The sequence below is a fragment of the Oribacterium sp. oral taxon 102 genome, assembly GCF_013394775.1.
Lineage (GTDB): Bacteria > Bacillota > Clostridia > Lachnospirales > Lachnospiraceae > Oribacterium.
On record NZ_JABXYT010000001.1, the window covers coordinates 2,002,660 to 2,020,366 of the forward strand.

17 protein-coding genes and 1 pseudogene are annotated in these 17,707 nt (G+C 54.8%); 3 read left to right on the plus strand and 15 right to left on the minus strand.

Going from position 1 to position 17,707, the window contains the following annotated elements; translation table 11 throughout:
- Positions 1–20 precede the first annotated feature (20 nt).
- The 9 genes and pseudogenes from HW273_RS08990 to HW273_RS09025 form a co-directional block, all read right to left on the minus strand.
- Positions 21–494 (minus strand): NADAR family protein, encoded by a 474-nt coding sequence (locus tag HW273_RS08990; protein WP_179011676.1) that lies wholly within the window; start codon positions 492–494, stop codon positions 21–23.
- Complete coding sequence (locus HW273_RS11800; protein ID WP_334298221.1) at positions 494–919, minus strand: hypothetical protein; 426 nt, start codon at positions 917–919, stop codon at positions 494–496. The genes HW273_RS08990 and HW273_RS11800 overlap by 1 nt, the downstream gene beginning before the upstream one ends.
- 78 nt (positions 920–997) lie before the next feature.
- Positions 998–1,348 (minus strand): annotated as a pseudogene (locus tag HW273_RS11805) (type I restriction-modification system subunit M N-terminal domain-containing protein); the annotation flags it as partial.
- An 86-nt stretch (positions 1,349–1,434) separates the two neighbouring features.
- Positions 1,435–1,644, minus strand: a complete 210-nt coding sequence (locus HW273_RS09000) for a helix-turn-helix domain-containing protein (RefSeq protein WP_179011680.1) — start codon at positions 1,642–1,644, stop codon at positions 1,435–1,437.
- Between the two features lie 321 nt (positions 1,645–1,965).
- Positions 1,966–2,976: a GGGtGRT protein gene (locus HW273_RS09005; protein ID WP_179011683.1), complete on the minus strand. Its 1,011-nt coding sequence runs from the start codon at positions 2,974–2,976 to the stop codon at positions 1,966–1,968.
- Between the two features lie 23 nt (positions 2,977–2,999).
- A complete protein-coding gene (locus tag HW273_RS09010; protein ID WP_179011685.1) occupies positions 3,000–3,692 on the minus strand; it encodes an iron-sulfur cluster assembly scaffold protein in 693 nt (230 codons plus the stop codon).
- A 291-nt stretch (positions 3,693–3,983) separates the two neighbouring features.
- Positions 3,984–5,372 carry an NADPH-dependent glutamate synthase gene (gltA, locus tag HW273_RS09015; RefSeq protein WP_179011687.1) on the minus strand — a complete coding sequence of 463 codons (1,389 nt, stop codon included), beginning with the start codon at positions 5,370–5,372 and terminating at the stop codon, positions 3,984–3,986.
- 28 nt (positions 5,373–5,400) lie between these two features.
- Complete coding sequence (locus tag HW273_RS09020) at positions 5,401–6,282, minus strand: sulfide/dihydroorotate dehydrogenase-like FAD/NAD-binding protein (protein WP_179011689.1); 882 nt, start codon at positions 6,280–6,282, stop codon at positions 5,401–5,403.
- Between the two features lie 263 nt (positions 6,283–6,545).
- Positions 6,546–7,763, minus strand: a complete 1,218-nt coding sequence (locus HW273_RS09025; protein WP_179011691.1) for an iron-containing alcohol dehydrogenase — start codon at positions 7,761–7,763, stop codon at positions 6,546–6,548.
- A gap of 344 nt (positions 7,764–8,107) precedes the next feature.
- Here HW273_RS09025 and HW273_RS09030 point away from each other — a divergent pair, with 344 nt between their 5' ends.
- Positions 8,108–8,728 (plus strand): hypothetical protein, encoded by a 621-nt coding sequence (locus tag HW273_RS09030; protein WP_179011693.1) that lies wholly within the window; start codon positions 8,108–8,110, stop codon positions 8,726–8,728.
- A gap of 107 nt (positions 8,729–8,835) precedes the next feature.
- Here the strand turns inward: HW273_RS09030 and nudC are convergent, their stop codons facing one another.
- Positions 8,836–9,741 (minus strand): NAD(+) diphosphatase, encoded by a 906-nt coding sequence (nudC, locus tag HW273_RS09035; protein WP_179011694.1) that lies wholly within the window; start codon positions 9,739–9,741, stop codon positions 8,836–8,838.
- A gap of 433 nt (positions 9,742–10,174) precedes the next feature.
- Positions 10,175–10,969: a gluconate 5-dehydrogenase gene (locus tag HW273_RS09040; protein WP_179012510.1), complete on the minus strand. Its 795-nt coding sequence runs from the start codon at positions 10,967–10,969 to the stop codon at positions 10,175–10,177.
- Positions 10,970–11,234: 265 nt separating this feature from the next.
- Between HW273_RS09040 and HW273_RS09045 the strand changes: the two genes are divergently transcribed.
- Complete coding sequence (locus HW273_RS09045) at positions 11,235–12,251, plus strand: LacI family DNA-binding transcriptional regulator (protein ID WP_207718939.1); 1,017 nt, start codon at positions 11,235–11,237, stop codon at positions 12,249–12,251.
- A 151-nt stretch (positions 12,252–12,402) separates the two neighbouring features.
- On the opposite strand, the gene HW273_RS09050 is transcribed toward HW273_RS09045, so the two are convergent.
- On the minus strand, positions 12,403–13,299 hold the full coding sequence (locus HW273_RS09050) for a DMT family transporter (RefSeq protein ID WP_179011698.1): 897 nt from the start codon (positions 13,297–13,299) through the stop codon (positions 12,403–12,405).
- A gap of 239 nt (positions 13,300–13,538) precedes the next feature.
- On the opposite strand from HW273_RS09050, the gene HW273_RS09055 reads away from it, so the two are divergent.
- On the plus strand, positions 13,539–14,114 hold the full coding sequence (locus HW273_RS09055) for a manganese efflux pump MntP (protein WP_179011700.1): 576 nt from the start codon (positions 13,539–13,541) through the stop codon (positions 14,112–14,114).
- Between the two features lie 5 nt (positions 14,115–14,119).
- On the opposite strand, the gene HW273_RS11560 is transcribed toward HW273_RS09055, so the two are convergent.
- The 3 genes from HW273_RS11560 to HW273_RS09065 all read right to left on the minus strand — a co-directional run bounded on the left by HW273_RS11560 (position 14,120) and on the right by HW273_RS09065 (position 17,677).
- On the minus strand, positions 14,120–14,779 hold the full coding sequence (locus HW273_RS11560; protein WP_243206776.1) for an MATE family efflux transporter: 660 nt from the start codon (positions 14,777–14,779) through the stop codon (positions 14,120–14,122).
- A 24-nt stretch (positions 14,780–14,803) separates the two neighbouring features.
- Positions 14,804–15,520 carry an MATE family efflux transporter gene (locus HW273_RS11565; protein ID WP_243206777.1) on the minus strand — a complete coding sequence of 239 codons (717 nt, stop codon included), beginning with the start codon at positions 15,518–15,520 and terminating at the stop codon, positions 14,804–14,806.
- Positions 15,521–15,769: 249 nt separating this feature from the next.
- Positions 15,770–17,677 carry a hypothetical protein gene (locus HW273_RS09065; RefSeq protein ID WP_179011702.1) on the minus strand — a complete coding sequence of 636 codons (1,908 nt, stop codon included), beginning with the start codon at positions 17,675–17,677 and terminating at the stop codon, positions 15,770–15,772.
- Between the last annotated feature and the right edge of the window lie 30 nt (positions 17,678–17,707).

The window sequence follows — 17,707 nt, forward strand, 5'->3', positions numbered from 1 at the left end:
TGTTCCCAAGAATATGTTGATTACAGCCTTTCACGCACCATCATAAGGGCATAACCCAGCAGATTTTGCCCCCGCCATTTTATCCGATCAAGCCTGTTAGGGTCGTGCATTGACAGACCGATGCCCCATATCTGGTCTTTCACCGCACATTCTGCAAGAAATGCCTTTCCCGTACCTTTCAGTTGCTCTCTCAACTCGGAATTCTGCGAAAACTTTGCCAAAAGCCCCTCATAGACAACGATCTGCCGGACACCGTTCCATAGGTTCTCATCATAGCCGGACACAAGCCGTCCAAGAGTTTTGATTTCGGCAACATTATCCGTGGCGAGAATCTGTGCGGCAACTTTATCATCGCCAAAGCAGACCGCCTTACGGTACATCATATACTGCTCCATTGAGGAAAAAGTGATGCCATCCAACGTAAATGTGGAGGGATACCAGTTGCTTAAATATCCGTTTTCTTCATTCGGATTGTGAAAGCAAGTAACAGCCATCACACTTCACCCACTTTTTTCACTGCCAAATCAAGTTCCAAGTCGTGAAGTCCGGCATACGCCTTTTTCAAAAAGGACACGGGGATTTTCTCGACAAGCTCTGCACTCGGCAGATTGTAGTACCACTGGTAGTAAGCGTAAAATTCTCCAATCCAAGACGGCATAAACCCTTCCAAAGCCTTGCCTTCCTTCAGGAGGTAGTTTTCTGTTTCGGTGAAATACGCCCAAAGTTCTTTTGCGTCCATTGTATTAACATAGGCTTTTGCCTCGTCAATGCTCTTTCTTGTCTTGCTTGCCATATAGGTGTTAATAAACTCCTCAGTATCCTTATCAGGATACTCCTGTGCCACAAGATCGAAGAGCTTACCTTGGCTTTCAACCACATCATTTAAATATTCTTCTATCAGCGTCAGTAACCCGCTGATCGTTTTGGTTTGTGAGCCGGAGCTATCGCCAAATTTGGAAAGCCCTGTCTGCAACGTTTCAAATACTTTATCAAACACCTTCTTGTGCGTATTAGAGATCAACCGGCTAAACGCAGAAAGAGCATCTCGGACATTTGAAACATCAAAGTCCTTACCCATCGAAAGCCAAGTAGAAAAGAGGTCTCTATAGGCAATAAAGTAACCGATATTCTCCTGAACCCACTTAAGCGTTTCATCATCTTCTTCCGATACAGTTTTCAGAAGTTCATCGTCATAGTCGTTCTCCTTCAAAAACTTGACTTCTTTATCGGAAAGATACTTGTAAAAAATAAAGCCAAGTATGTAATCCTTATATTCATTCGCTTCGATTTTGGAACGCATTTGGTTTGCAGAAGCCCATATTTTCTGAGCAAGCTGTTGCTTATTCATCCTGTGAACCCATCCTTTTTCTTTTTCTAAGGGCGATATACTACCCCACTGTTATGATACAACGATTAGTGTCCCATAAAACGGACTCACTTCTCGTAGGGAACAAACTCCATAATGTCGTCAGTCGTGCAATTCAAAGCCGAGCAGATTTTCCCCAGCACTTCAGTGCTTACATTTTCATCACGACTGAGCTTATTGATTGCGTATTTTGTGAGTCCGGCAGCTTCCTGCAAATCCCTTTTCTTCATATCTCGATCAAGCAGAATGTGCCACAGCTTCTTATAGCTTACAGCCATCGTATCATTCCTTTCTCTCAACCTGCGAGTAAGTGCTAAAGTATATCTTATATTATAGTATAGGGTCCTGTAATATCAACTATAAATCCCGATATTTCAAACTTAGTTCCCATATTTCAGACCCATTCAGGCTCGATTACAGCCGAACAGCCGGGAACAGCGTAAGTCAGGGGATAGCGCTTGTCAGACGCAGAATCACCGCTTTCCACGCCGCTCCACACCCAATTTCATTTTTCTGCTTCCATACACCAAAAAAGTACCGCAATCGCTGTGATTACGGTACCTTTCAGCTTCTCAGCATTTTCTATTTACAGGATATTTTTAGAACTTCCCTGCCTTCGCCGCTTCCTCGATCGAAACCGCCACCGACACGGTCGCACCGACCATCGGGTTATTGCCCATGCCGATCAGTCCCATCATCTCTACATGCGCCGGTACGGAGGAGGAGCCTGCGAACTGCGCATCGGAATGCATGCGGCCCATGGTATCGGTCATGCCGTAGGAAGCCGGGCCTGCCGCCATATTGTCCGGGTGCAGGGTTCTGCCCGTGCCGCCGCCGGAGGCTACCGAGAAATACTTCTTGCCGTTCTCGAGGCGTTCCTTCTTGTAGGTGCCTGCTACCGGATGCTGGAAACGGGTCGGGTTCGTGGAGTTTCCGGTGATGGAAACGTCGACGTTCTCCTTCCACATGATCGCAACACCCTCGGAAACGGAGTTCGCGCCATAGCAGTTGACCTTGGCACGCGGCCCGTCGGAATATGCGATGCGCCCGGTCTCCGTGACGGTATTGGTATACGGATCATACTCGGTCTCCACGAAGGTGAAGCCGTTGATTCTGGAAATAATCTTCGCGGCATCCTTGCCGAGGCCGTTCAGGATGACGCGGAGCGGGTTCTTCCGAACCTTGTTCGCATTGTTGGCAATGCCGATCGCACCCTCTGCGGCTGCGAAGGACTCATGTCCTGCGAGGAAGCAGAAGCACTCGGTGTCCTCGGAGAGGAGCATCTTACCGAGGTTGCCATGTCCGAGTCCAACCTTGCGGTTGTCTGCGACAGAGCCGGGGATGCAGAAGGACTGTAAGCCCTCTCCGATCGCCGCTGCGGCATCTGCGGCATTCCGGCAGCCCTTCCTGATGGCAATGGCTGCGCCCACGGTGTACGCCCAGCCCGCATTCTCGAAGCAGATCGGCTGGATTCCCTTGACCATATTGTATACATCGAGTCCGGCATCCTTCGTGAGCTTCTCCGCCTCCTCGATGTCCTTAATGCCATACTTGTTGAGAGCTTCATTGATCTGGGCAATACGTCTCTCGTATCCTTCAAATAATGCCATATCCTTTTCCTCCTTCTGACCTATCACTCTTTGCGCGGGTCGATGATCTTCGCAGCCTCTGCGACTCTGCCGTACTGTCCCTTGGACTTCTCCCATGCGGTAGTCGGGTCGTCACCCTTCTTGATGAAGTCGGTCATCTTTCCGAGATTTACGAACTGATAGCCGATGATCTGATCCTGCTCGTCGAGCGCGATACCGGTGACATAGCCCTCTGCCATTTCGAGGTATCTCGGCCCCTTCTTCAGCGTGCCGTACATCGTGCCGACCTGCGAGCGAAGTCCCTTTCCGAGATCCTCCAGCCCCGCACCTACGGAAAGACCGTCATCCGAGAATGCAGACTGGGTGCGGCCGTATGCGATCTGGAGGAACAGCTCTCTCATTGCCGTGTTGATCGCGTCGCATACCAGATCCGTATTCAGCGCCTCGAGAACCGTGAGTCCCGGAAGAATCTCTGCCGCCATCGCCGCGGAATGCGTCATGCCGGAGCAGCCGATGGTCTCCACGAGTGCCTCCTGGATCACGCCTTCCTTGACATTCAGAGAAAGCTTGCAGGCGCCCTGCTGCGGCGCGCACCAGCCCACGCCGTGCGTGAAGCCGGAAATGTCCTTCACTTCCTTCGACTGAACCCACTTTCCCTCCTCAGGAATCGGGGCGGCTCCGTGATGAACTCCCTGTGCGACAGGGCACATGTTCTCAACCTCATTTGTATAGGTCATAAGAATCTCCTTTCGATTTCATGCCGGGGCATGAATGACTCAACCTCTGCCTTCCTGCAGCCGGAGTCCTGATTCCGGCGGCGCAGGGGATATCTGCGCCCACAGAAATGCACCTATATTTTCCCACAAGTCCTCCATTCTTGCAAGGGGATTTTGCGGAAAAATTAACAACATTGCTATTTTTTTAACGATTTTGCAAAAGAAAAGGGACAGCCCCGAAAGACCGTCCCTCTGCCGTATCGTACCGATATAAATGCTGATGCCTCCCGCTGGAAAGCGCGGCACCTATGCTTACCTGCTCCGCAGATATTCGTCGATGCCCTGCGCGGCTGCCTTTCCCGCACCCATCGCCAGAATTACCGTCGCCGCACCGGTCACCGCGTCGCCTCCGGCGTACACGCCCTGCTTCGTGGTCTCGCCATTCTCCTCCTTCGCAATAATGCAGCCGTACTTGTTGGTCTCCAGCCCCTCTGTCGTCGCCCGGATCAGCGGATTCGGAGAGGTGCCGAGAGACATGATGACGGTGTCGCAGTCCAGCACATATTCCGAGCCCGGCACCTCCACCGGTCTTTTCCGTCCGGAGGCATCCGGCTCTCCCAGCTCCATACGGACGATCTTCACCCCCCGCACCCAGTCATCCTCATCCACGAGAATCTCTACCGGATTCTGAAGCAGATCAAAAATAATGCCCTCCTGCTTCGCGTGATGTACCTCCTCCTGTCTCGCCGGAAGCTCCGCCTCGGAACGACGGTAAACCACATGCACCTCCGCGCCCAGACGAAGCGCGGTTCTCGCCGCGTCCATCGCCACGTTTCCGCCGCCGACCACGACTACCTTCCTGCCTGCCTTGATCGGCGTATCGGAATCCTCACGATATGCCTTCATCAGGTTGTTTCTGGTCAGAAACTCATTGGCGGAGTATACGCCGTTCGCCTGCTCGCCCGGGATCCCCATGAACTTCGGAAGTCCCGCTCCGGTTCCGAGGAATACGGCGTCATAGCCCTCCTCCGTGAGCAGCTCATCCACCGTGATGGAACGTCCGACGATCACATTGGTCTCGATCTTCACGCCGAGCTTCTTGACATTCTCGATCTCAGGAATCACGACCCTGTCCTTCGGGAGACGGAATTCCGGAATGCCATAGATCAGTACGCCGCCCGGCTCATGGAACGCCTCGAAAATCGTCACCTCATAGCCCAGCTTCGCGAGATCCCCCGCACAGGTCAGCCCGGACGGTCCGGAGCCGATGACCGCAACCCTCCTGCCGTTCGGCTCGCCCGCCTTCGCAGCGACATAGTCATGCTCTCTCGCCCAATCCGCGACGTATCTCTCGAGCTTGCCGATTGAAACCGGCTCCCCCTTGATACCGCGAATGCACTGCCCCTCGCACTGGGACTCCTGCGGGCAGACACGTCCGCAGACCGCCGGCAGGGCGGAGGAAAGCGCGATGACATCGGCAGCCGCCTTTATATCGCCCTTCTTGATCTCGGTAATGAAGTCATTGATATGAATGGACACCGGACAGCCCTGCACACACTTCGGGTTCTTGCAGTTCAGACAGCGCTCCGCCTCTGCCTTTGCCTCTTCGTCATTATATCCTAAGCAAACCTCCTCGAAGTTTGTCGCTCTCACCTTCGGCTCCTGCTCACGAACAGGAACTCTCTCTAATACACCTGCCATTTTCTCTTCTCCTTAGCCAAAGTTCCGATCAGTTACAGTTGCCGCAGCCGCCATGGGACTTCTCCGCCTCGAGGAACTCCAGCATCGCCTTCCCCTCCTCGTCCCTGTAGGTGCGCTGCCGCTTCATCGCGAGGTCGAAGTCCACCTTGTGTCCGTCGAACTCCGGCCCGTCTACGCAGGCAAACTTGATTTCATCGCCCACGAGCAGACGGCAGGCGCCGCACATTCCGGTACCGTCGATCATAATGGGATTCATGGAAACCACCGTAGGGATACCCAGCTCCTTCGTTGCAATACAGGCAAACTTCATCATGATGACCGGCCCGATCGCGATACACCTCGTATATTTCTTTCCGTCCTCATTGACCAGTCTCTTCAGCACATCGGTCACGACACCCTTCGCACCGTGAGAGCCGTCGTCCGTTGTCACATAAACATTCTTCGCGACCCTCCGGAGATCCTCCTCCATAATCAGGAGATCCTTGCTTCTCGCGCCGAGGATTACATCCGCTTCGATCCCATGCTCATGCAGCCATTTCACCTGCGGATAAACCGGTGCTGCACCGACACCGCCGGCAATGAATAGGATGCTCTCCTTCCGAAGCTCCGAGAGCGGCGTCTCCACGAGCTCGGACGGCATCCCCAGCGGCCCCACAATATCTGTGAAAAAATCCCCTGTCCGAAGTCTGCTCATCTTCTCGGTAGACACGCCGACCACCTGGAAGACGATCGTGATCGTCCCTGCCTCTCTGTCATAATCCGCGATCGTGAGCGGGATTCTCTCCCCCAGCTCCCCCAGCTTCGCGATCATGAACTGTCCCGGCTCCGCCTTTCTGGCAACGAACGGCGCTTCCACTACCATGAGCCAGTCCTTGTCCACCAAGTGCTCAACTTTTGTGATTTTATACATCTCGTCCTCCATACGAAAATGAATTGACAACTCCTGCGGTTGAAATGCTCTTCCTACGCAGCAGGGCATAGGTGTCTGACTGGAATCATTATAATAGGATTTCAGGATATCTTCAATCCTTCTTTCCAAGCTCCCTGTATCGGATAAGAGACAGCGGGAATACTTATTGATTTTACAAAAAAAGTCATGCCGGCGGCATTTCTGTCTCCGGCATGACTTCTCGTTCTTTTAGAGCAGCGCTGATTTTGATTTATTTATGGTTTTCAGAAATCCACATCCGTATCATAGTAGCATGCCTTCAGCAGCTTCTCCATCTCCTCCTGCGTCGGGATCCGCGGGTTGGAACCGGTGCAGGCATCCGCGATCGCCCTCTCCGCGATACCCGGAAGTCTCTCCAGGAATACCTCCTCCGGAACAAAGCCGGTCTCTGTCGGCAGTGCATCCTTACCGTAGTGCCGGATGCAGTGCGGAATATTCAGCTCGTCGTTCATACGACGAAGCTCCTTGATCAGAAGCTGTACCTTCTCGTCGTCCGTCTCCCCGCCTAGGTGCATATAGTCGGCGATCACGCCGTATCTCTTCTTCGCGGTCTCGTCCTTCGCATTGAAGGCGATTACCTTCGGGAGGTACATCGCGTTTGCCGAGCCATGTACGATATGTGCGCCGCAATCTGCAAAAACCGCACCGGTCTTATGCGCCATGGAATGCACGATGCCGAGAAGTGCATTGGAAAATGCCATGCCTGCAAGGCACTGTGCATTGTGCATGGCATCCCGCGCCGTCATATCCTCATTATAGGAACGAACCAGATACTGCTGAATCATCTCAATCGCATGGATCGCCAGCGGATCCGTGAAGTCGTTATTCGCCGTGGATACATACGCCTCGATTGCATGCGTCATCGCATCCATACCGGTCTGCGCCACAAGCTTCCTCGGCATCGTCTCTGCAAGCTCCGGATCTACGATCGCGACATCCGGCGTGATCTCGAAATCAGCGATCGGGTACTTTGTCCCCTGCGCATAGTCAGTGATAATGGAGAATGCCGTCACCTCGGTAGCCGTGCCGGAGGTAGAGGAGACCGCACAGAAATGTGCCTTCTTCCGAAGCTCCGGAATCCCGAACACCTTGCACATATCCTCAAAGGTGCAGTCCGGATACTCATACTTGATCCACATCGCCTTTGCTGCGTCGATCGGGGAACCGCCGCCGATCGCTACGATCCAGTCCGGCTCAAACCTCTTCATCGCCTCTGCACCGCGCATCACGGTCTCAACGGACGGATCAGACTCGATGCCCTCGAAGAGCTCGACCTCCATACCGGCCTCACGCAGATACTGCTCCGCTCTATCCAGGAAACCGAAGCGCTTCATCGAGCCGCCGCCGACACAGATCATCGCCTTTTTTCCCTTCAGCTCCTTCAATGCGGAAAGGGATCCCTTCCCATGATACAGATCTCTCGGTAATGTAAACCTAGCCATCCATTTCTCCTTTCTTCCACGGCCGACAGAGCGCCTGCCGTCCTTTAAGACCCACTTTGATTTTAATGTTATTTTTTTAACATTTGTGTAGATTATAGCATTAACCCATAATTTTGTTAATAGTTTTTGTAATATTTTTGACATTATCATGTATTTATCTCAATACAAGAGCTTTCCTGTCTGTGCTGTACGAAGTTCGAAAAAACGAAACCGCAGCGGGACGTATCCGGTGCCCTGTAATTTCTTTTATGCACTTTCATAAGAGCCTCCCGCATTTACATTTCCTCCTTTTTTCTGTATCATGTTTTTATCTATAGTCAAACGTTGAGAAAAGGAGTTTTCTGATGATAAAGATCGAAAAAGCCGCTGTGATGAATCTGGAAAATGCGATCCGGGGCGCACGAAACCCGATGAACTCCTGGGCGCGGATGGATTCCGCCTACGATGCGGAGGGAAACTACATACTCGGAGAGAATGATCTCTCACTTGCGAAACGGCTTCGCATCGCCGGCCCGGATCACCGTAAATATCTCCGGCAGGTCTTCGTCTCCGTCGATGTCACCGCGCCGATGTATTGGTGGAAGGAATATGACACCTACAAGGTCGCGACAGTCGCAAACTCTACCTCAACGATGCATAAAATCCATGCGAAGCCCTTCGAGCTCGCGGATTTTTCCCATGACCACCTCACGCCGGACGGACTCGCACTGCTTCGGCATATCGTCTCCGAGCTTGAGAAGATCCGGCTCCGTTATCTGGAAAACGGCAAAAAAAAGGAGGACTGGTATGACCTGATCCAGCTCCTCCCGAGCTCCTATCAGCAGCTCCGGACTCTGAGCCTGAATTATGAGACGCTGATCAATATTTACTTTGCGCGGAAAAATCACAAGCTCGCCGAATGGCATGATTTCTGCGACTGGATCGAAACCCTGCCCTATGCGCGGGAGCTGATCTTAGGATTGTAGAAGCTGCCATCGGGGAAACGCCGGAGCGACTCGGCGCAGGCTTTATCTGCGTCCGGCGAAGACGGATTCGCGGAGCACTGCAAGCCCGAAGGGAACCCGATGCAGGCTTATATCTCCCCTCTCTTAAATCGCAGCATCATCTCATTGGTGAGGGAGAAGTCGTCGGGCTGAAGCTCGATCTCCTCCCGCGTCTTCCATTCCGCAACGCTCAGCTCGAGGCGATCCATGCGGATCTCGGGGCTGCCATCAACCTCACAGAAATAGCCCATGAGAATGTCGTCCACGATCCCCCAGGGCTGGGACTTGTAGTAGCGGATGTTCTTCACACGGAGTCCTGCCTCCTCCATGACCTCTCTTTCCACCGTCTGCTCCAGCGTCTCCCCGATCTCCGTAAAGCCCGCGACCAGCGCATACGGTCGGAACCCTCTCGCATACTTCGTCAGCAGCAGTTTGTCCTCATGGATGACGCCGACGATCACCGCCGGTACGATCCGCGGATAGATCAGATTCCCGCAGGCCGGACAGCGGATTGCCCGCTCCAGCTCATCAGGAAGCGTTTCCGTGCCGCAGCAGCCACAGTAACGGTTCCTTCGGTACCAGTTAAAGAGCTGCAGGCCTGTCACCACCGCGAAGATCTCGGACTTCGGGCCGAAGCCCTCCCGCCGAAGCTCCTTCACCGGAATGCAGCGATATCCGCGCCCCGCCAGATTCAGCTCCCTGTCATATAAAAAATATCCCCGCCCATCCACCGAGAACAGATAGCGAAATGCCTCCTCCGGCAGCGCCGGAAGCTCCGCTCTCTTCGGGAGCTGGATCTCCCGTGCATCCCGGAGCATCAGTGCGGACTGATCCCCGCGCAGAAGCTGCTCCTCCGGAAAGCGGATCTCCGCCCCCTCGAGAACACGAACCACTACCCCCTCCTTCGTGAAAGAGAGGATGCGGCTCTCCTCTGTCGGCTTCTCTCTCGGACGGTATCGGTTGTCCAGACGATGCGGATGAATGTCCTGTATCATATTGCCTCCCCTCTGCTTCTGACAGCACTGCTTTTCTTCCCCATACCTTATCATCCGCATCGTCTTCTGGCAATCTATACTGTATAAGTCCCTGTGCAGCGCCGGAGCAAACGCCATGCTTGCATGAGCGCTTGCTCCGGCATTGCACAGGACAACAAATATGAGCAAAAAAGCGATGCGAACAAAGTGAACAGCGCGTTTTGCGAATATCTGTTAGCAGCACGAAAGCTGCGAAGCAGCAAAGTGCCGCGCAGGACTTATACAGTATGTGTTGCAGGATGCCATACTCGCATGCCCCGCATTCGGGCATTTGACAGGACAACAGATATACGCAAAAAAGCGCATCCCCCGGAGAGGCGCGCTCTTTTATCTGATCAGGATGATAGGATTATTTATCAGGCGCCGCAGACCATGAGCTCATGCGCTCGGCGTCTTACTGCGGCTGCTTGCCGATATAGGCGAGGATTCCGCCGTCTACATAGAGGATATGTCCATTCACGAAATCCGATGCGTCCGATGCAAGGAATACGGCAGGCCCCTGCAGATCCTCCGGAGTGCCCCAGCGGTTCGCCGGCGTCTTCGCACAGATGAACTGGTCGAAGGGATGACGACTGCCGTCTGCCTGCTTCTCCCGAAGCGGCGCGGTCTGCGGCGTCGCGATGTAGCCCGGTCCGATGCCGTTGCACTGGATATTGTGCTGCCCATACTCGGAACAGATATTCTTCGTCAGCATCTTCAGTCCGCCCTTCGCCGCTGCATAGGCGGAGACGGTCTCCCGCCCGAGCTCGGACATCATGGAACAGATATTGATGATCTTGCCATGTCCCTTTTGAATCATAGAAGGAATCACTGCCTTGGAAACAATAAACGGCGCGTTGAGATCCACATCGATGACCTGGCGGAAATCCTCCGCGCTCATTTCCGTCATCGGAATCCGCTTGATAATGCCGGCATTGTTTACGAGAATGTCAATGCTGCCGACCTCTGCCTCGATTCTCGAAACCATGTCCTGCACCTGCGATTCGTCGCAGACATTGCAAACATAGCCGTGCGCCTCGATCCCTGCCTCCCGGTACGCCGCAATACCGAGATCCACCTTCTCCCGGCTGATGTCATTGAAGCAGATCACTGCACCAGCCGCCGCATAGGCGCTGGCAATGCCGAAGCCGATTCCGTAGGAAGCACCGGTCACCAGTGCGATCTTTCCCTCCAGAGAAAAGCTCTTCATATCAAAAACCATATTTAAAACCTCCTTGCCGTTCTGTAAACGCTTTCACTCACTGTGTAAATGATAGCCTAGTAAACCGGTTTTGTCAACGACTTCTTCCCCTTTTTCTCCGTTCCCTGTTCTGTGGAAACGCAAAACGCAGCGCAGCAACTTCCCCCGTCCATACGGAAGCCGTTTACGAAAGTGCCATCCCATGGTAAAATCACCAAAGCAGAAAACAAGCGCGTCCGGTTATGCCGCGCGCGGAGAATGTGAGGTATCGGCTTTGGAAAAGGAAAAAGAGAAAAAGCTGACGATCAGGGATATCGCGGCGCTCGCCGGGGTCTCGAAAACCACGGTTTCCTTCTATTTGAACGGGAAGACGGAAAAAATGTCCGCAGAAACCGGAGCGCGGCTTCACGATATTATCGAGAAATACCATTACACGCCGAATGTCGCCGCACGCATGGTGAACCGGAAGCAGTCGCTCCTGATCGGCGTCATCATCGGCGATATCACAAACAGCTTCTCCAATCAAATCGTCAAGGGTATCGAGGATACCGCACGGGAGCAGGGCTATCAGATCCTGATCGGCAACAGCAGCTATCGCCCGGAGGACGAAACAGGTCATGTAGAACGAATGCTCCGCCTCGGGGTAGACGGCTTCATCATTCAGCCGAGTTCCCAGTTTCAGCACCTTCGTGAGCATATCCGGAATGCCGGAAAGCCGCTGGTTTACTTCGACAGCAAGCTCTATGCGTCAGATTCCTGCTGGGTGAAGACGGACAACTATGAAGCGACCTGCCGCGCAATCGAGACCTGCATTGCCCGCGGCTACCGCAGCTTCCTGATGATCGGCGCGAAGCCGAGCCTGCTCAGCACCCGGATCGAGCGTTCCGCCGGCTTTCTGGACACGGTGAATGCCCACAGACTTCCCTGCTCTGCCATGGAAATCGCAGAGAACGGTTTGGATCTCGGAGAAATTCACCGCACGGTACAGACCGCGCTCCGCCGCGTCCCGCCGCTTTTGGTCTACGTCCCCAACTGCTGGGCTCTGCCCTCCGTCTTCACCGCCCTGCAGCCGCTCCGCTCGGAAATGCCGAAGCAGCTTGGTCTCATCGGCTTCGACAATACCGAGTGGACACAGTTTTCCGACCCGCGCATCACCACCATCGTACAGCCCGCCTACGCAGAGGGTCGGAGTGCCTGCCGCATCCTGCTATCGGAGCTCTCTGCACCGACAAACCGCCCCGTACAGGAGACATTGGAGTGTACGGTAAACTGGGAAGGCTCCACGCTTTGAATCAGAAGCAACCGTTCTAAGCTCTCCTCGCCGGAGGGGCAGCACAGACCTTCGAACCGTGCGCAATCTTCGCCAAAGGAGCATCGCAGGGACAAGGCCTGCGATGCTCCATGCAGCTCCCCCGATCAAAGATCGGGGGAGCTGCACTTCCCTAAGCCTCTTTTTTTGTCGAAATCAATGCCAGCATCAAAAACACGCAGAGGAAGCCCAGTACATCCGCCGACGTAAAGGGATTTCGGAAGCACAGCGTCCCGATGACCGCCGCGCTGATCGGCTCCGAAAAACCATAGAGCACCGCCTTTTCCGGCCCGATCATCTTCACCCCCGTCATATACGCCGTGAACGCAGCAACATTGCCGATCAGCACCACGAAGGCGATCCCGAGCAGTCCGCAGAGGCTCGGCACATAATGGTAGCTCCATGGGCGGAAAAGAAGCGCCAGCACGATACCGCCCAGCAGAAATGCCCAGCCCTGCAAGAGAAAAACCGGGTACTTCCGCATAAGCCTTCCCGGCACTACATTATAGATTAGAACGCAGAACGCACAGATCACCCCCGTAAGGAGCGCCGAAGAGGAGGCTGCCAGATTCCGAAGCTCCCCGTGGCTCGCAATCAATGCGACACCCAACAGCGCGAGGCAGATGCTGAAAAGCTCCGAGAGACGAGGCAGACGTTTCACGGCAAGGCAGCTGTAGAGCAGAATCCAGACCGGCGCGAGATCCTGCAGGATCGTCGCAATCGCGGCAGTGGAGAGCTGTATCGTCAGGAAATAGGTGAACTGACAGCCGCTGATACCGAGCAGTCCGTAGACCAGAAGCTCCCGGATCTCCGCCCTGTCTCTCCACGGCTCCAGCACTGCCCTCCCGAATTTCCATGTATAAAGCAGCAACATGAGAATACCTGCCGCGCCCAGCCGGATCGGAACCAGCCAGCGGCTGTCCATCTGCTCCACAGTAAAGAGATATTGCCCCACCGATCCGGAAAAGCCCCAGCAGATGCCTCCCAGCATCGTCAGCAGCATCCCGGGAATCCTGTATCTTGCATTCATCGTTGTTTCCTCTGATTTTTTATTATATTACAGTGCTTCCCTATATTTTATATCTCGGCAAATCGCGAACAGCTTCCCTGCGCTGCCGCTTTGATCTCCCACGCCGCCTGCTGCCGGCATCCTGCTGCCGCTCCGGCAGGCGGCGCATCCGCTGTGCAGGCGTTACCATTGACTAACCGCATCCCTTTCCCTCAAAATGGTATAACTTCATATTATCTTGACAAAGGAGAGATGGGGTGATGGATTTCGGTTTTATTCTGAACAGCGCGGTGCTGGGCATCGGACTCGCCATGGATGCCTTTTCGGTTTCTATGGCAAACGGGCTCCACGAGCCCTCCATGCGCCCGGAGAAGGAGCTCGGCGTCTCCGGAACCTATGCCGTCTTTCAGTTCCTCATGCCGCTGCTCGGCTGGTTCTGTGTCCACAACGCCGCATGCCGCTTCGCCGTCATTCGGCCGCTCATCCCTTGGACTTCCCTTCTCCTGCTGCTCTACATCGGCGGCACACTGCTCACGGAGGGACTCCGGAGGAAGGCGGAAACCGACGCCCCCGACTGCAGGCTGAGCCTGCGCTTCCTGCTCCTGCAGGGGATCGCAACCTCCATCGACGCGCTGTCCGTCGGCTTCACGATTGCCTCCTACCATACCGCGATGGCGCTGCTCGCCTCTTTCATCATCGCCGCCGTTACCTGGCTGCTCTGCTTCTCCGGCATTCGCCTCGGGAAACGCTGCAGCCTGCTGCTTGCCGACCGCGCAGGTATTTTCGGCGGTCTCCTGCTCATCGGCATCGGCGTGAAGATCTTCCTGCGGGGCTGAATCCCCTACCTCGTAATATTCCGTACCCAGATCCGTTTCCGGTAATGCAGATAAACTGCCGGAAGCTTCACGATCTCATCCAGGCTGATGATGAGGTAAACCAGCCAGACCGGCGCACCCAGCACGAAAGCGGACAGAAAGCCGAAGGGTACGGCAAAGCACCACATCGCGCCGACGTTCCCCTTCATATCAAATTTGGAATCCCCGCCTGCGCAGAAAATCCCGTCCAGCACAGTCGTATTGACCGCCTGCCCCATCATATTGAAGCCGAGAATCCACATCATGAAGCGAAGATAGCCCTTCGCCGTCTCCGTGACCGGTGCAAGCGCTGAAATGACCGGGGAGAGCAGAATCAGCAGAAGCCCCGTCACGACACCGATCAGAATGGAAATATGCGTAATCCTCGCCCCATAGCGCTCCGCCTTCTCCAGCTCATTCGCTCCCAGCAGATTCCCCACAATGATACCCGCGCCGGCGCTCACGCCGCGGATCACGCATTGCAGCATGCTCTTCACGATACTCGCGATCGAGTTCGCCGCGACCGGGTCACTCCCGAGATGTCCCAGGATCACGGAATAGGACACAAAGGCGATTCCCCATACCAAAGATGCTCCCAGCACCGGCGTGGTATATCTCCAGAAGTCCTGCCGGAGCACCCGATTCATGCGGACAATGCCTGCCCAGCGGATCTATATCCCCGTCCTCTCCTGCTTCACCGCGAGATATGCCCAAATCAGCTCAACCGCCCGCGCGAAAACCGTCGCAATCGCCGCCCCGGTGATCCCCATCGCAGGAAATCCCAAAAAGCCGAAAATCAGAATCGCATTCAAAAGAATATTCAGTACGACAGCGACGGAGCTGATCTTCGAGCTGAGCAGCACGCGCTCCGTATTCTTCAGAAGCGTGAGATAAACCTGTGAAATACCACAGAAGAGGTAGGAAAGGGCGACAGCGCGAAGATAGGCTGCCCCGCCGGAGATCAGCGCCGCATCCTTCGCGAAGATCCGCATCAGCTGCTCCGGAAGCAGCAGCGCGAGCAGGGTGAAAACGCCCCCGAACAGCACATTTGCATAGAGTGCGACCGGCATCAGCTGCTCAATGGACTTCGGATCATTCTTGCCCCAGTACTGCGCGATCATGATGCCGCAGCCGATCGCGATTCCCGAAACGAAGAGGTTCAGCACGAACTGAATCTGCCCCGCCAAAGAAACTGACGACAGCGCCGTCTGATCCACGAAGCCCAGCATCACCGCGTCCGTAGCGCTGACGCATGCCAGCATAAAAAATTGCAGCGCGATCGGCACTGCAATCCTCAGCATCTGCTGTATCAGCTCATCCTCTTTCCATTTCCCCGAATTCATCGCTCCCCCGCTCATTCTCCGGTTCGCCTTTTTCTGCTGCCACATGCTCCCGCATACGTTTCCGCTTTTCATTTGATACAAGCAGCGTCCCCGCTTGTATCTGTCCCATTGTAGCAGAAAGCCGGCGGATTTTCCACCGGCTTTCTGCATGATTTCCAAAGCAATGACAGCAGCTCAGGCAAAGCATTCACAGTTCGTTGAAACAGAACCGTTTGCCATAAAGATCTCCCTGCCCGAACTGTCACCATAAAATCCTAAGGACATAAAAACGGCGGAGAGAGAATCGGAGAGGAATCAGGGACGGATCATAATGATCTCACCGACTTCAGAGCCTCTGCTGTAGACCGCGCCGCGGGCATACTGCCGGCCGTCCGCCTCCATGAAGTCATTCAGCAGGAAATCAAATCCGCTCTCCGCGCTCCCCAATTCCATCGATCCGGAATCCTCGACCCAATCCCCCGTGAGGTTCATGGCGCCGGCTCCGGATTCCAATACCCTGATGCTGTCCGGTGCATTTACTGGGAACTGATACCGCCTGAGCACCTCCATCGGCAGGGTGAGCTTGTAGCCCATATACTGCAGCTCGGCATCACAGAGCAGGATGCGGCACTGATTCGTCCCCTCTTCCGCTGTCACGACATTGATCAGCGCCTTCCAGCTCCCGCCCAGGCTTTGCAGCTCGCGGAGACGCGTTCCGCCGCTTGGAAGCCTGTCCTCGAAGTACCAGTCAAAGTCCTTCAGCTCCGTATGCCCTGCGGCAGCTCCCTGCCTTTGCTCTGATCGGGTCTGCGAGGCCGCCGCAGCGCCTCCTGCACTCTGTGACCTGCCCGGAGCCGGAGAATCGGAGGCGCTGTCTGCGGCAGACGGTCTCGAAATCATGTCTGCCGGAAGCGGTACATTATCTGTCCCCGGCAGAGTCGTAAAGCTCCCCTGCGCTTCATTCTGAATCCATGCGCCGATACCGTCTCTCCGCACGAGCTTCGCATAATACTCTCTGCCGTTCCCGTCGTAATAGGACCCGCTGCCAAACGCCCTGTCGAGCGCATAATAAAAGCCGAAGCCCAGGAAGGGATATACCCCATCCTCATTTTCCATGCGATTATAATAGAATCGCTCATGACCTATCACGGTATCCGGGAGCGCACTCTCATCTCTCACGCCTCCTGCCTCGTCAAAGGCGAGATACCAGTCGATGCGCACATCGACCCGGCCCTTCTCGTACCCCTCCTCCGACTGGTAATTTTCCACATATACATTGCAGAGATGGGCGTCCAGCCCCTCTCCGTACGCCCTGCCGTCCCGGAGCAGATAGCATTTCCAGCCGCCCAGGTATTCGCGGACGTCATAGGCCGGATCTCTGTTCTCCACTCCCCAGTCATATCCATCGCGAAGACTGGGACAGAACCAGGCAAAATCCTCCAGCGTCGGGCGTTCCGAGGTATCCAGAAGCTTCTGCAGTTCCTCCCCCTCCATATGTTCAAGGGTATGCGTAGGGGATTTTTCGATTACCTTTAAGCGGAACGCCGCATCGTGGGGCTCCGAAAACTGATCCTCCATCCAGCAGGCAAGCACGATCTCTCTGCACTCCGCCGGAACCTCATAGAGAAGCCAGGCCTTCACTTCCCCGGTCTCATTGGCTTTCGGACCGTTATAGTAGTTTTCTGCATCCCACAGAATCTCTGTGAGCGGCATATCCGTCACCGGTTTCTGTCGGGGCTGCACCGAATCCAGCAGATTCCCGCTCTCATCTCTGCACTCGATCAGGTAAAAATGCTCCGGATCCGGAAATTCTTTTACCCTTCCCCAGCCATAGTCGGTCATATTGACCGGCACAGAGATATACTTCATACCCTCGGAGAGCTGATACGCAGAATCAATCCAGTCCGATGCGTTTTCCATGCTGATGAAGGCTTCGAGCTTCCCTAGCTGAATCAGATTCCCTGACACATAGACCGCCTCCGGATCGGCCAAAGATATGAGCCCATCCGGCATGTCGATCCCATATTGGGCGGCGAATTCCTTCGCGCTCTGAATATCTGCCTGATTTGCACCGCCCGAAACGCCGGAGCCGGAGCCGCCCGTCCCTCCGGCAGACGCGGCTTTCCCGCTCTTGCCGCAGGCGCCAAGTGTCCATCCCGCAGCAAGAAGCAGTACCGCTGCGATAAAATACCCACGGCGGCTTCGTTTCCATAATTTTCTCATTCTGAACCTCCCTTTCTGCCGGCGCCGTCT